Origin of the sequence: Mesorhizobium sp. M5C.F.Ca.ET.164.01.1.1, from assembly GCF_004792125.1 — a bacterium.
GTDB classification, from domain to species: Bacteria; Pseudomonadota; Alphaproteobacteria; order Rhizobiales; family Rhizobiaceae; genus Mesorhizobium; species Mesorhizobium wenxiniae.
Map to the genome: position 1 here is coordinate 618569 of NZ_SRTG01000002.1, position 14666 is coordinate 633234.

The following is a 14666-nucleotide window of genomic DNA, read 5'->3' on the forward strand; positions in this document are numbered from 1 at the left end:
TCCCTCCGGCCGGGCATTGATCGGTCCCGCCTTATCCATTCCTTAAACGCTGGATGCGAGTTTCAGATCAACAAAAGCAACCTGCGAAGCAGGGCTGTTCACGACCAGGTGCGAGTGCGTTGAGTTGAGTTCGATAAGGGCCAGATACGTTGAGTTGCCCGGCGCGATGGCAGCCGGTTGCGAACGTATGGTTCATCCGTCGATCCTCGGAAAGAACGACCGCCGGTGCCAGGGGCGGTTTATCGGTGTCATGCTGGCCGCTCCGTTCTTTGCCGCAGGTGCAGCAGTCACGCTGGTCACCTCGGGCATGGGCGTGGCCGTGACCATGGCTGCGATCTTTGCGACATTCGGCCTCTGCTGGTTTGCTGCCTTGCTGGTGGCAGCATCGGGCAAGATGGCGTTCGCCGGCCAGGTCGCCCTGGTGATGGGCAGTCTTGCTCTTGCCGGTGTCATTGCCGCGGCGGGCGGGATGGCCTCGCCGATCGCCATGCTTGTCGTGGCGCTGCCGTTCGAAGCCTGGTGGATCGGCGCGTCTCGTCGCGCTGCACTCTGGGGTGCCGCATCCGCATTTGTCGCTATCCTGCTGCAGGCTTTTGCCGGTTCTGTTTTCCCGTTCGGCCCGGCGGAAATCGCTGCTTGGCACTGGCTGCTGCCGCTGGCTTGGGCGCTCACCCTCGTTCCCCGCGTCGCAGCACTTGGCAGCCCGGCCGGCGCGCAGCTAGATCCGGCGACCGATGACCGGCTCGAGAACATCATCGACGCCGTTGTCCTGCGGGCCGGCAGGCATGGCGAGGTACTGGATGCGTCGGCAAAGGCGCGCACGATCCTGAAACTGCAGCCGGAACTGCTGTTCGGTACCGGCCTGTTCGACCGTATCCATCTGTCCGATCGCGTCGCATACCTCAGCGCGCTGGCCGACATGCGCGACGGCGCGTCGGCGCGCCGGCTCGATCTTCGCGTCCGGTTGCCGCAAAACGGCCATAGCCCGACGGCGGACAACTACCGGCCGTTTTCCCTTGAGCTGATGCGGGCGGAGCATGAGGATGTCTTCACGCTCGTCCTGCGCGAAAACGACGAACTTGCCGGCTTGCGCGAAGAGCTTGCCGGTGCGAAAGAGGCGGCCGCGTCTGCCGAAGTGGCGAAGGGACGGTTTCTGGCGGTCGTCAGCCACGAGCTTCGCACGCCGTTGAACGCCATCATCGGTTTTTCCGACATGCTGCTGCATGAGATGTTCGGCACCTTCAAGGATCCGCGCCAGAAGGAATATGTCGGTCTGGTCAAGGAGTCCGGCCAGCATTTGCTTGCCGTCGTCACCTCGATACTCGACGTGTCGAGGATCGAAGCGGGCTCCTACGCAACCGAGCCGGAACCGTTCCGTTTCGTGGAAGCCGTCGAAATGTGCCAGTCGATGATGCGGCTGCAGGCCGAGGCAAAGAACATCGATCTGCAGGCTCAGATCGCACCGGATGCAGGCGAGATAAACGCTGATCGTCGTGCCGTGCAGCAGATACTCATCAACCTAGTCTCCAATGCCATCAAGTTCACGCCCGATGGGGGCGATGTCGTCGTCGGCGCCAAGCGGATCGGCTCGCGACTGCATTTCTGGGTCAGGGACACCGGTATCGGCATCGCCGAGGAAGACTTTGCCAATCTCGGCAAGCCGTTCATGCAGATCCAGAACGACTATACGCGCCGCTTCGAGGGAACCGGGCTCGGCCTGTCGCTGGTGAAGGGCCTTGTGGCGCTGCACGAGGGCACGATGTCGATCGAAAGCATGCCGGGCGAGGGCACCACGGTCACGATCAGCTTGCCGGTGAACGGACCGAAGGGACGTACGACCGACAAGCCCGGCGTGCTGCCGATGCCTGCAGCCAAGGCGGAGACGAAGGGGGACAGGCATGGCTCGCTCCGCAAAACAGCCTAAGGCGGTCAAGCGCCGTGGCAATGCCTTCCAAGGTAGCGCGGCCGCCGTCGGCAGCCTGATCTCGCGCAATCCGGTTCTGGTCGGCGGTTCGACCGCCTTCCTGGTGACGCTGTTCTACGTCTCGGCGAATGCCCTGTGGTATCAGCCTTTTCCTCATGCCGGCGCGTTTTTCGCGACCAGGAGCATCGAGGGCTTTCCTCGAGCCGGCGCCGACGAACCCGAAACCACCATCAACATCTTGCGGCCGGGCTCGGCTCCGATCAAGAGCGATCCGGTCGTCGAGCAGATCCAGGGCATATTGAAGGATCTGGACCTCTATTCCGGCACCGTCGACGGCATTTCCGGCCCCAACACGCGTAAGGCCATACAAGCCTATCAGCAGAAAGTCGGGCTTAGCGCTTCCGGCGAGATCGACAGCGTTTTGCTCGATCAGCTGGGCGCCACGCCAACCGCCTCGACGGTCGTGCCGCATCCGGCACCTCGTCCGGACGACATGGCCGCAATTCCCGTCTCCGCTTCGGCGCTGGCAGATGCGCCGGTGCAGGCACCCGATGCCCGCATCATCAAAATCCAGGCCGGGCTGAAGGCATTCGGCAATGACGACATGCAGCTCGATGGCGTGGTCGGGGCCCGCACCAAGGCAGCGATCAAGGAGTTCCAGTCGCTGTTCGGGCTGCCGGAGACCGGAGAGCCCGACGAGGTCGTCTACGTCAAGATGCGCGAGATCGGCCTGACCAACTGAGGCTTTGGCCTACTAATAGTCGAAGCGATCGCTCGCGGATTGGCGATAACCTCGCTAAACAGCATCCGGATCTCGTCCGGAGTTTGTAATGCGCGTAACCACCGATCTGTGGGTGTCGGCCCTATTGCGCCGGGTTTTCGGCGCCGGCGGATTCGCCGCCGTGGTCAAGCGCGGCGCAACTGAGGCCGGCGCCGTCTTCGTGCTGGCGCGTGGCCGCCTGGGCGAGGTTGCTTTGTTTGGACCGGCGCCGCAGACGAGCTACGATTCAGCGAAACCCGACGACCGTTTCTTCAGTCTGCTCGGCGCCGGCGACGATGCCGCCGCCTTTGACGCGCGACTGGAAAGGGAGAAGAAATTCGATCCTGACATCTGGGTGGTCGAGATCGAGGCCGGCGCTGTTCCCGTCGAGGAACTTATTTCCGTCAAGTCGCTCTAAACGATTATCGATGAAAACAAAGGCTTAAAGCGTTCGCCTGAATCTCGTTCAGACGCGACGCGCCTTAGGCCTGGCGGCAGCATTCTCGCTGTCCGCTTTGCGGATGTCGGCGTTCGCCGCGATGGGTCCGGCATTGCGAATGGCCTTCGACAGTGTCTCCGCCTTCCAGCCGCGTAGCTTGTCCAGCGCCGCGTCGCGATGCAGCAGTCGGTAGCGGTCGAGAAAGATGCGGATGGCCTGCGGATGCGGAAACTCTGTGGGATAGACGGCGGCGGTGATCAGGAACGCCCTCTCTTCGCCGAAATCAAGCGCGCGCAGGGCGGCCAGCAGCAATGCGTAGTTCTGGTTTGCGGTGAGCGACCGCGCCGTTGAAAAATCGATTTCGAGCGCGTCGGCCAGTGCTGTCTGGAAGAATGCGGCGTTGCCGGTCAGCGCCGTCTCGCGCAATTTGACATAGGTTTCAGCGCCGGCGAACGGATTGACGGTCGCGCCGCTCTCAGCATCGGCACGCATCAACGACCGCAGCCGGCGCCGTGCATTCTCGGCGGCGGCGCCGGGCACCTTCTGGCTGTCGGGGCTGGGCGCGACGATCTCGGCGCTTTCAGGCGCCGTGTTGGCGATTGCCTCCGGCTGCCGCACGCTCACCAGCGTCGGCTTTTCAAGCGCCCTGATCAGCTGGGCGATGGTTGGGTTCAGATCCTTGCGGCGCGCGATGGCGCGCGCATGCGGCAGGCCGTGCCGTCCGATCAGCGCGATCAGGTCGATATCGCTGAGCGCGCACGAGCGGATGAGCAATGGCGCGGCAACGTCGACCGGCTCCTCGCAAAGCCGCCGGACCAGCGCAGCAGGCGCATATTCGCATTCGGAAAGGGCGGCGGCGACGTAGCGGCGCGATTCGACCGATACATTGGCGAAAAGCGGAAGCGTCAAATCCTCAAGTTGCGCGATCTCCCGGCGCGAAGGGCGGGTGAGCGAACAGAACGCCGACACCGCGGCGCGAAACAGCCTTTCGGCCTTTCCCGATTCAGCTCGTATAGCGATTTGCCTGAAATCCGAAGCTGACACGAAGGATACGCCTGAACACTCGACACAATCTGGACCATGCTCGACCGGGACTGTGTCGGTTTCGCATTTGCCTCGGGTCAGAACTTCCTGACCTCAGAACAAACATCAAATTAGCGGCGATCCGTTAGCGTTCCGTTAACCTACTGGCTCCTTAATCAGATTGGAGGCGTTGCGTTGTGCTCCGGGGCAACCGAGAGGAATGCACGAACCATGGGCATGGTACTGTCTTTCGTGCCGCGAACCGCGGCAACCAATCGAGCAGAACGAAACACCGGAACCCCGGCAGCGGTGATCATTTTCCCCGGCGTCCGCTACGAGCCACGGACGGGCGAAACGCGGCCAGGCGCCGGTCCGGACAAGCCGGGCTCGTCAAGGACGATGCCGGGATCGTCGGGGACGATGCCTGTTCCGCATCATTAGGCGCCGCGCGCCCTGTTCGGCGCGTACAGGAGGCTCTAACTTTGAATCGCTGCAGGCCGGAAAACCGGCCGCCGCGTACTTCGGTTGACGTCAGTAGCCCTGCAGCTCGCAGGAACTCTGCTCGAGAAACCGCGACACGATCGGCTTCCAGCTGTCGTCGGGCACGAACGAGCGGATGACGAACATGCCTTCGTCGATGGGCGCCTCGACGAAGATTGCTCCTTGCAATTCCTCCGGGAGATCCTTGCGGATCTCGATCATCTGGGCCGGCGTCAGTACGATACTGTCCAGCACTCTTCCGGTCGCACTATGGTCGTTGAAGGAGTAGATGTTATGCCCGCTGCGGTCATAGACCGATACGGACCAGAACGGGACGTTTCCCGGTGCCTTCACCCGAACCATCCCGTCGGACAGATCGAAGCGGCAGGCCGCGGCATAAAACAGCGGATCGACGGATTTCACCACTGGCGTACCGCCGGCCTCAGCGTCCAGCCTGGTCATCCGATAAAGGTCGGAGGCCATGGCCAGCCGCGACCAGGCATTGCGTTCGGAAAATTCCGAGACGAGCAGCAGCACGATGATGTGTACGATGCCGGCGCCAAGCAGGCCGAGCAAGATCGCGTGCAGCAGCCTACGCATTGCAGCCGACCTTCACGATCCGCGGCAGCGTGACATCCGAAAGGCCCGTGCTGCTGGCGATCGGCGTGTCGTAGAATGTCAGCACGAGATACATCCGGCCGAAGCCGTCGGAAAGCAGCCAGTTGCCGGGCGCGGGGCGGTTGCTGACGGAAATAAGCACGGAATTGTCGGGCTGGCGCAGCACCTGGTAGGACTGAAGTGCTGCAAGCCTTGGCTTGCCGGTCTCGACCACGCCGAGCGACCGATCGGCGGCATAGAGGGTCCAGAATCGGGCTGTGGGAAATCCGCCTTCGATTTCATAGGCGCATTGGCGTTTCAATTGTTCGCCATCGGAATCGCGTTCGGCGATAAACGACAGGCCTTCTGCCTGTCCGAGTGCAAGGACACCCTCGCGCGCCACGCGGGCTTTCGAATAGGGATCCGCCGCCTGCGTGCCGATATCGGGAAACGCCGTCCATTGGCCGATCCTGATCGCGCCAATGCCATCCTGCGTCTTGAGCGCGTACCAGACGCTGCCGCCGCCGCCGCCGATGGCTATGGCAAGCGCGAGGAGCGTCAGGAATGCGTTCTTGAGCATGAAGAGCCGCGGGAAAGAGGGAGTGCCGCTCGGGGATATCGCGGGGCAGGGGGCGATGGCAAGCGGACCCCTGTGGAATTGCCGGCGAGGGATGGCCTAGCCCGTCGTGCCGGCATCAAAGCGCCGACAGGGTCTCCGGCGTCGCAGGCGCCTGGAGGACGGGCGCCGACTGGAACAGCCTTGTGATGTCCCTGAGCGCCCGCGTCGTCTGGCTGGACAGCACCGGCGGCCGCTCGGCGGCGGTGTCGGCCGCTGCCTGCCCGGCACTCTTCTTTTCCGCTTCCTCGGCCTTGGCGGCGATCTCTTCGTCGACGAAGGGATGATCGAGGCCGGGGATCGGCTTGAGATCGATATTCTGGTGCGCATAGACCATCAGCCGCTGCCAAACCATCGCCGGCAGCGAGCCGCCGGTCATGTTGTTGGTTGGGGTGAAGTCGTCATTGCCGAGCCACACGGCAGCCGTGTAGTTGCCTGTGAATCCGACATACCAGGCGTCGCGGTAAGACTGCGTAGTGCCGGTCTTGCCGGCCGAAACGATATCGGGAAGGGCAGCGCGCCGCGCCGTGCCCATCACCGGCACCGCCGCCAGCATGGTGTTCATAGATTTCAGCGCCTGTTCCGAGAGCACACGGCGCGGCGGCGGCGCATCCTTGGCGAAATCGTAAACCACCTCGCCGGTACGGGTAACGAGCTGGGTGATGCCATGCCGGGAGCCGACAAAGCCATTCTGGGCGAACACGCTATAGCCTGTCGCCTGGTCCATCACGGTCATGCCCGATGTGCCGAGCACCATCGTCTTGTGCGATTCGAGCGGCGATTCGACGCCCATGGCTTCCGCCATCGCCTTGATCGGCCCGATGCCGAGATGATTCTTGGCCAGCCGCACCGGCACGGTGTTGACCGATTTGGCCATCGCCGTGATCAGCGTGACCTTGCCGGCCCGTCCGTCATTGTAATTGTGCGGCGACCAGGCACCCCAGGAGATCGGCGCGCCGGAAACGACGGAATCCGGCGTGAAGCCGTGCTCCATCGCCGTTGCGTATACGTAGGGTTTAAACGATGAGCCGCTCTGGCGCAGCGCCTTGGTGGCGCGGTTGAACTGGCTGGCACCGTAGTCGCGGCCGCCGACGATCGCCCTGACTGCGCCATTGGTTTCGACGACGACCATGGCGCCTTCGGTGACGTTGTATTCCTTGCCGAACTGGCGGAGATGGAACTCCATCGATTCTTCCGCCGCCTTCTGGATGTTGGCGTCGAAAGTGGTGTGGGCGACCAGCGAATGCTGGCCGGACTTCGCGGCGATCTTCTTGACCTCTTCGAATGCCCAGTCGAGGTAGTAATCCGGGCTCTTCTGCTCGCCGCGGTCGACGATTTCAGCCGGATGCAGCCGCGCCTGCAGCACCTGACCCTCGCTCATGAAGCCGCCTTCGACGAGATTCGACAGCACCACATTGGCCCGCGCCCTGGCAGCAGGCAGGTTAATGTGCGGCGCGTATTTGGTCGGTGCCTTGAACAGGCCGGCCAGCATCGCCGCTTCGGCGAGGTTCACATCCTTGACGCTTTTGCCGAAATAGAAATCGGCGGCCGCTTCGATGCCGAACGTGCCGCCGCCCATATAGACGCGGTCGAGATAGAGCTGCAGGATCTCCTTCTTCGACAGATTGGCCTCGAGCCACAGCGCCAGGAAGGCTTCCTTGACCTTCCGTTCCAACGTCCGTTCATTGGTCAGGAACAGGTTCTTGGCCAGCTGCTGGGTGATGCTCGAGCCGCCCTGCACCACGGAATTCGCCCGCACGTTCGCGAAGATCGCGCGCGAAAGGCCGAGCGCGTCGATGCCGTAGTGATCGAAGAAACGCCGATCCTCGGTGGCCAGCACCGCCTTGATGACCTGATCGGGCATCTCGTCGACCGGCACCGAATCGCGCTGGATGATGCCGCGCTGGCCGATCTCATTGCCGTAGCGGTCGAGGAAGGTGATGGCGAAATCGCCCTGGGCGCGCCAGTCGCCGGCGGTTTCCTGGAAGGCCGGCAAAGCGAGTGCCAGCATGACGACGATGCCGCCGGCGCCGAGCGTGAAGCCTTCGCTCAACAGTTCGATGATGCCGCGGCGCCAGCCGGAGACGCGGAAGCGCCGGAAAAAAATGGTGGCCGCTTCCCAGAACCGGCGCGACTTGAAGCCGGTCTCGTAGAGCGAGGAATCGAACCACGCATCCGCCGCCAGCAGCCTTGCGGCAATCGGACCCCTTCTCTTGCGTGATTTCAAAGGACTGGCCATTCCAGGATCCGGCTGCGGCTACGCCCCACTGAGAAGCGGCACTCGTACCAGACTATTTGTCCATTTTGGCCTCGCTCACAAGGGTGAGGGGAGCTTTCGCGGTACAGTTTGTTGATACCAGGGTCGCGCATGCCACCTCGCATCCACCTACCGCGCCGCGATAAAGCGCATGAAATGCGCCACGTCGGCATCGCTTGGCTCCTGGCCGGTGAAACTGCGCAGATAGGCGGCGAGATAACTGACCCTCGCCTCGACCGGTTCCTTAAGGTCGAGCACATAATAGCCGATCTGCATGTAGTAGAGCACACGGGCGCGGATGAAGGCATCATCTTCGCCGTAGCCATGCCGGCGATACATGTCACGGATCGCGCCCAGTCGGTCATTGTCGGCCTGGTCGATGGCCCGGCGCACGTCGTCGGAGCGCCGCGCCCATTCCCGGATGGCGAAGTCGAGCCTGGGATCGAACAGGCGCTCGTCCGCCCAGCATTCGAACACGTTCATGACGCCCATGATGATACTTTCTGCCGGCCGCTGTGCGCGTTCGACGATCGCCCTGGTGTTGGTGTCCCGCCAATGGGCAAGCAACTGGTCGAGCAGATCCTGACGGCTCTCGAAATACCAGTAGAAACTTGAGCGCGAGACGCCGAGCTTGTGGCCGAGCGGCAGCACGCGCACGCTTTCGATGCCATTTGAAATCAACGTGTGGAGCGCAAGACTGATCCAGTCCCAGCGCGTCACCTTGATTTTGCCGGGCGCCGGCTCGTCCTGCGGAGCATTCATGATCATGGCCGCACAACAGGCATGAGGGGGAGCTGCATACAACCATACTAGACACATATGTACAGTGCAAGTATCCTGCCAACTCAACGAACTGCGCCGAGCGGCCGGCCCGCGTCCTCGCGGCTTCTCCCTACGATCCCCAAGGCAGGGCAATACGGCAAGCATACGGCAATGAGGAGTATCCGCCATGATCGATGACGCCGCACGTGATCTCAGGCGCGAGCGCAGGCGCGGACGAACCGGCGACGCCGGCAGCGAGACCAGCCGCCGGCCGGACTATCGCTCGCTGAAGAACCCGTTCCTGCCGCAGCCGATCTTTTCGGTCGACCAGGTCGCCGCGATCCACGACACGGCGCTGCGCGTACTCGAGGAACTCGGCGTCAAGGTGCTGCTGCCGGAGGCGCGCACCATTCTTGCCCGTGCCGGCGCGCTGGTTGACGAGGACAGCCAGATGGTGCGCATCGGTCGCGACATCGTCGCGGCGGCACTGGCCTCGGCGCCGAAATCGATCCGCGTCTATGCCGGCGACCGTGCCCGCGACCTGACGCTCGAGCTCGGCTCGATGACGTTTCTGGCGGGATCCGGGGCGCCGAACGTCACCGATCTAGAGCGCGGCCGGCGGCCGGGAACGCTTGCCGCTTTCGAGGATTTCATCCGCCTGGTGCAGCATTTCGACGTGCTGCACATGCTGGGACCCTGCATCGAGCCGCAGGACATCGATAACCGCTTCCGCCACTATGCAGTCAACCGCGCGCAGCTGACGCTGTCGGACAAGTTGCCGTTCGTCTTCGCGCGCGGCACGCCGCAGGTGGAGGACGGCTTCGAGATGCTGCGGCTGGTGCGCGGCCTGTCCGAGGACGAATTCCGTTTGGGCGCTCATTGCTATACCGTCATCAACACCAATTCGCCTCGCCAGCTCGACATTCCGATGGCGCAAGGCATCATCGACTTTGCCAGGGCGGGGCAGGTGTTGATCATCACGCCCTTCTGCCTGGCCGGCGCGATGGCGCCGATCACTGTGGCCGGCGCGCTGACGCTGCAGCACGCCGAAGCGCTGGCCGGGCTGACGCTGGCCCAGATCGTGCGGCCGGGTACGCCGGTCGTCTATGGTTCCTTCTCCTCCAATGTCGACATGAAGTCGGGGGCGCCGGCGTTCGGCACGCCGGAGCACGTCAAGGCGACGCTCGGCGCCGGTCAGCTTGCTCGCTTCACCGGCCTTCCTTGGCGGTCCGGCGGCGGCAGCGCCGCCAACATATCGGACGCGCAGGCGGCCCACGAAACGCAGTTCGCGCTGTGGGGCTCGGTGCTTGCGGGTGCAACGGTCTGCATCCATGCCGCGGGCTGGCTCGAAGGCGGCTTGAGCGTCTCTTTCGAGAAGCTGATCACCGACGTCGAGGCGCTGCAGACGGTCGCCGAACTCTGCGCGGCGACGCCCGGCGACGAGGACGCGATCGGCTTTGAGGCTATCGCTGAAGTGCAGCCGGGTGGGCATTTCTTCTCGGCCGGGCACACGATGGCGCGCTACCGCACCGCATTCTACGAGCCGCTGGTCGCCGACTGGTCGAATTTCGGCAACTGGACGCAGGCCGGGTCAAGAACCGCCACGGAGCGCGCGACCGGCATCTGGAAACGGCTGCTTGCCGATTTTCGGCCGCCGGCTTCCGCCGCTGCCACATCAGGTGTTCTCGACGAATTCATCGCGCGGCGCACGGAAGAGGGTGGCGCAGCACCGGTGTCGTGATCTGATTCAGTAACTGCGTCAAAGGGGACGCGGTTGCTGCCAGCGCACGTGAGCTGCCACCGCTCACCTCTTTGGAGCCGATGGCTCAAAAATGTTCATGGGCTGGTGGAAACTATCGAATAGTATTACTCGGCAATTTATTTTTACGAATCTGGGCGATCAAAGATAGCTTGGAAATTGAATTTTCTGCTCAGAGCTCCTACTTTAGGAGGGAATTGCAATTTCATCATCTCGGTCAAAAAGGGATATTTTATCGATGGCGGAATTCAATCAAAGTATCACGGATAAGGCTGAAGCGCGCTTCATGGAGAAGCAGAAGAAAACCGCAGAGCGAAACCAGGCTACGGCCGAATATGTTTCCGAGGCCAAGGCCAGGACCATTAAGACCCAACGGTTGCGGGCGCTGCGGCTAGCCAAGGAAGAGGCCGACCGCGCGGCGGAAGCCCTCAATCCCGTCGCCCCCAAGAAAAAGCGGGCCGCAGTCAAGAAGGCGGGGGCCGCTTGACGGCCGTCAAGTCATGAGCCTGACATTTCCAAACCTAAGCCGAAGCTACGACGAGGCGAGCCGACGGATCCGCTTCGTCGGCTATGACGGGATGTCCCAGATTTCTTTCTTTGTCGATGCAGCCGCCATCTCGACGGCACCGCCGGGGACGGCGACAGCCGAAGCCACATATCTCGCCGCTTTCGATTCGGCCGTCGGTCCCATACATGACGTCGCAAGGAATGCTTATGCCCGTACCGGCAAGAGCATGTATGTGCTGACAGCGGCCGATTTTCGATAAATCCCGACCGTCCGCGCGATCGGGGCCTTGGAAATCCCGTGATCTGGCGCCAGAGCTTCAACGCGGCTACGCTGCAAGCAGGAATCGCTGATGGCACAAAGGCCTGTTCAGCCGTGACGGGCGAGGGGAGAACACAATGACCGCGCCGGCCGCCGCGCTGCAGAAGGCCTTGTTCGAAGTGCTGAACGGTGACGGTTTTCTGTCAGCGGCATTGGGCGGCGCAAAACTGTTTGACCATGTCCCGGAAAATGTCCCGTTTCCCTATGTCACCTACGGCCGGACCAGCGTCTACGACTGGACAACAGGCATGGAGAACGATGCCGAGCAGCTTTTCACACTGCATTTCTGGTCGAAGTCCGAGGCCAGGAAAGAAATGCTCGATGCGATGGACCTGGTCAGCACCCGCCTCCAGGATGCGGCGCTCGCGCTCGACGACCATCACCGCGCCAATCTCAGGCTCGAATTCACCGAAGCCCGTTACGACGAGGATCTTTCAGCCTGTCACGGGCTGCTGCGCTTTCGCGCCGTGACGGAAGAAAACGCCTGACGCGCTTTCAATATGGCTGCAACACAGTCTAGACTGGCACTTGGATGAGTTTGCCGGGTTGGGGCGGCGAATCATAGGGTCGGTTGTCTCGCGTTTCAGGGGGTGAGATAGGCATGTGTTGCAGGCGTTCACTGTTCATTTCACGTTCAGCACCGATGCGTTAGGACGCTGATCATGAAAACGCTTCGCTCCCACTTCCGAACCGCGACACTGGCGCTCTGCGCTGCCGGTCTGTTTGCGCCGCAGGCGACGGCGCTGCCGGTCGTCGTGCCCGAGCAGAATCGGCCGATCGTCCTGGCTGCCTCCGACTGCTACGCGATCGGTCAGCAGGTTGCCGAGCAGAGTGGCGGCACGCTGGCCAAGGCGTCGCAGTCGACGCGCGGTGGCCAGCCGGTCTGCGTCATCGTCGTGCTGGTCCCGGGCAAGGACGGGCAGCGTCCGCGCCGCACCGAGATCGTCGTTCCGCTGAACTGATCCCTGCCGTTTCCCAGGCGCTGGAATCGGCCTATATCTGACGCCCAGTTTCTCGACAGGGCAGCTTCTCAAACAGGGCAGCTCTTCAACAGGCCAGTTCTTCAACAGGTATGATCCCCGCATGCGCGTACTCGTTGTCGAAGATGACAAGGATCTCAACCGGCAGATATCGGACGCGCTGGTCGATGCCGGCTATGTCGTCGACCGGGCTTTCGACGGTGAGGAAGGGCATTTCCTCGGCGACACCGAACCCTATGATGCCGTCGTGCTCGACATTGGCTTGCCGCAGATGGACGGCATCAGCGTGGTCGAGCGCTGGCGGCGCGGCGGCCGCAAGATGCCGGTCCTGATTCTGACGGCGCGCGATCGCTGGAGCGACAAGGTATCCGGCATCGACGCCGGCGCCGACGATTATGTCACCAAGCCGTTCCACATCGAAGAGGTGCTGGCCAGGGTGCGAGCGCTGATCCGGCGCGCGGCCGGCCATGCGTCGTCCGAGTTGACCTGCGGGCCGTTGCGGCTCGACACCAAGGCCTCCAAGGCCGATGTCGACGGCGTGCCGCTGAAGCTGACGTCGCACGAATTCCGCCTGCTTGCCTATTTGATGCACCATATGGGCGAGGTCGTGTCCCGGACCGAACTGGTCGAGCATCTTTACGATCAGGATTTCGACCGCGATTCCAACACAATCGAGGTCTTTGTCGGGCGGCTTCGCAAGAAGATGGGCATCGACATGATAGAAACCGTTCGCGGCATGGGCTATCGAATGCGTGAGCCGGAGGCGTAAGGCGGAACCGCTCAAACAGACTGCAAGAACGCCGCTTTCAATGCGGTTCTGGCCGCGTTCGCTGGCGTTCCGGGTGATTGCCTTTTCCACGGTCTGGGCGATACTCACCCTGATTGTCATCTTCACGCTGATCACGACCCTCTATCGCCAGGCGAGCGAGCGCGGTTTCGACAGCCTGCTGTCGGCGCATCTGTTCAATCTGATCGGCTCGGTCGGCGTGTCCGAAGGCGGTTCGCTGACCGGCGCTCCCGACCTTGGCGACCTCCGGTTCTCGGAGCCGAATTCCGGCTGGTACTGGTCGGTGGAGCCTGCGTCGGAAGGCGTGCGCGGTGAGCTGCACTCCTCCTCGATGACCAAGGCGATCCTGTCGCCAAGCGTCGCCGAGGTTCCTTTCAATGCCAGCTTCCAGCGCAGCTATGCGACAGAAGGCATCGATGGCGAGGAACTGGAAGTGTTCGAGAGCGAATTCGTTCTCGACGCGAAAAATCGCGCAGCGCGCTTCCGTGTCATGGGAAACCAGACCGAGCTCGAGCAGGAGATAGGCGCCTTCCAGCGTCGCCTGCTGACCTATCTTTCCCTGTTCGGCGTCGGCATGATCGCCATCAACGCCATTGCCATCCTGCTGGGCCTGCAGCCATTGCGTCGGGTCAGGAACGCTCTCGCTATGGTGCGCGAAGGAACCGCGCAAAGGCTCGACGGTCGCTTCCCGGCCGAGATCGAGCCGCTCGCCAACGAGACCAACGCGCTGATCGAAAACAACAAGCGTATCGTCGAGCGCTCACGGACGCAGGTCGGCAACCTCGCCCATTCGCTGAAGACGCCGCTGGCGGTGCTGATCAATGAGGGGCGGGCGCTCGGCGGCGCCAAGGGCCAACTCATAGCCGAGCAGGCCGCCTCGATGCAGAAGCAGGTTGACCATTATCTGCAGCGCGCCCGCGTTGCGGCACAACGCGACAGCGTCGTCTACCGCACGCCGGTGGCGCCGCTGGTCCAGCGCATGGTTCGCGTGCTGCAAAAACTCAACCCGCAGACCGCTCTCTCGCTTTCGCTGCCGGCAGTCGATATCGTCTTTGCCGGCGAACGCGAGGATTTGGAAGAATTGCTTGGCAATCTGCTCGACAACGCCATGAAATGGGCAAAGTGCGCGGTCGCCGTGTCGGTGGCGCCGATCTCCGGCAAGGAGGGTGCTGTCGATCTGTTCGAGATCAGCATCGAAGATGACGGCCCGGGCATTCCCGAAGACAAAGCGCGCGAGGCGCTGAAGCGCGGACGGCGGCTCGACGAGACAAAGCCGGGGACCGGGCTTGGACTTGCCATTGTCGCCGACCTGGTCAACGAGTATGGAGGCGTTCTGGCTTTGGAACGGTCGAGCATGGGCGGGTTGAAGGCGGTGGTTCGATTGCGGAGCCTTCACTAGACTTATGCTTTGCTGGGCTAGTCGACATTGATCGACGGTGCGTGATATTGCGGCATG

General features: G+C 62.7%; 15 protein-coding genes. 10 read left to right on the forward strand and 5 right to left on the reverse strand.

All coding sequences use genetic code 11. The features are described from left to right. The first annotated feature begins 187 nt into the window (after positions 1-187). The 3 genes from EN807_RS19630 (at position 188) to EN807_RS19640 (ending at position 3102) form a co-directional block, all read left to right on the forward strand. Positions 188-1924, forward strand: coding sequence for a HAMP domain-containing sensor histidine kinase (locus EN807_RS19630; RefSeq protein ID WP_135936307.1), 1737 nt, complete (start codon positions 188-190; stop codon positions 1922-1924). Next, on the forward strand, positions 1899-2666 hold the full coding sequence (locus EN807_RS19635) for a peptidoglycan-binding protein (protein ID WP_135936308.1): 768 nt from the start codon (positions 1899-1901) through the stop codon (positions 2664-2666). Before EN807_RS19630 ends, EN807_RS19635 begins: the two co-directional genes overlap by 26 nt. An 88-nt stretch (positions 2667-2754) precedes the next feature. Continuing rightward, positions 2755-3102: a DUF1491 family protein gene (locus tag EN807_RS19640; RefSeq protein WP_135936309.1), complete on the forward strand. Its 348-nt coding sequence runs from the start codon at positions 2755-2757 to the stop codon at positions 3100-3102. Positions 3103-3150: 48 nt separating this feature from the next. Here EN807_RS19640 and EN807_RS19645 read toward each other — a convergent pair whose 3' ends face one another. The 5 genes from EN807_RS19645 to EN807_RS19670 form a co-directional block, all read right to left on the reverse strand. Further along, the gene (locus tag EN807_RS19645; protein ID WP_189522510.1) at positions 3151-4167 is read right to left on the reverse strand and encodes a hypothetical protein; all 1017 of its coding nucleotides are present in this window, start codon (positions 4165-4167) and stop codon (positions 3151-3153) included. Positions 4168-4677: 510 nt separating this feature from the next. Next, positions 4678-5226: a DUF1254 domain-containing protein gene (locus EN807_RS19655; RefSeq protein ID WP_065010421.1), complete on the reverse strand. Its 549-nt coding sequence runs from the start codon at positions 5224-5226 to the stop codon at positions 4678-4680. After that, complete coding sequence (locus EN807_RS19660; protein WP_065010422.1) at positions 5219-5803, reverse strand: DUF1214 domain-containing protein; 585 nt, start codon at positions 5801-5803, stop codon at positions 5219-5221. Before EN807_RS19660 ends, EN807_RS19655 begins: the two co-directional genes overlap by 8 nt. Before the next feature lie 115 nt (positions 5804-5918). Continuing rightward, entirely contained in the window at positions 5919-8078 is a 2160-nt protein-coding gene (locus EN807_RS19665; RefSeq protein ID WP_135936311.1) for a PBP1A family penicillin-binding protein, read from the reverse strand. A gap of 147 nt (positions 8079-8225) precedes the next feature. Then, a complete protein-coding gene (locus tag EN807_RS19670) occupies positions 8226-8864 on the reverse strand; it encodes a TetR/AcrR family transcriptional regulator (RefSeq protein WP_135936312.1) in 639 nt (212 codons plus the stop codon). A 181-nt stretch (positions 8865-9045) separates the two neighbouring features. Here EN807_RS19670 and EN807_RS19675 point away from each other — a divergent pair, with 181 nt between their 5' ends. From EN807_RS19675 to EN807_RS19705, 7 genes are all read left to right on the forward strand, one after another. Beyond that, entirely contained in the window at positions 9046-10599 is a 1554-nt protein-coding gene (locus EN807_RS19675; protein WP_135936313.1) for a trimethylamine methyltransferase family protein, read from the forward strand. 256 nt (positions 10600-10855) lie between these two features. Next, entirely contained in the window at positions 10856-11104 is a 249-nt protein-coding gene (locus EN807_RS19680; RefSeq protein WP_135936314.1) for a hypothetical protein, read from the forward strand. A gap of 13 nt (positions 11105-11117) precedes the next feature. Next, entirely contained in the window at positions 11118-11384 is a 267-nt protein-coding gene (locus tag EN807_RS19685) for a DUF1488 domain-containing protein (RefSeq protein WP_127313587.1), read from the forward strand. A gap of 136 nt (positions 11385-11520) precedes the next feature. After that, entirely contained in the window at positions 11521-11931 is a 411-nt protein-coding gene (locus tag EN807_RS19690) for a DUF3168 domain-containing protein (protein ID WP_135936315.1), read from the forward strand. A 174-nt stretch (positions 11932-12105) separates the two neighbouring features. After that, a complete protein-coding gene (locus EN807_RS19695) occupies positions 12106-12405 on the forward strand; it encodes a hypothetical protein (RefSeq protein ID WP_127313585.1) in 300 nt (99 codons plus the stop codon). 121 nt (positions 12406-12526) lie between these two features. Then, entirely contained in the window at positions 12527-13192 is a 666-nt protein-coding gene (locus EN807_RS19700; protein ID WP_023800820.1) for a response regulator transcription factor, read from the forward strand. A 40-nt stretch (positions 13193-13232) separates the two neighbouring features. After that, positions 13233-14609 (forward strand): ATP-binding protein, encoded by a 1377-nt coding sequence (locus EN807_RS19705; RefSeq protein WP_189522511.1) that lies wholly within the window; start codon positions 13233-13235, stop codon positions 14607-14609. Positions 14610-14666 lie beyond the last annotated feature (57 nt).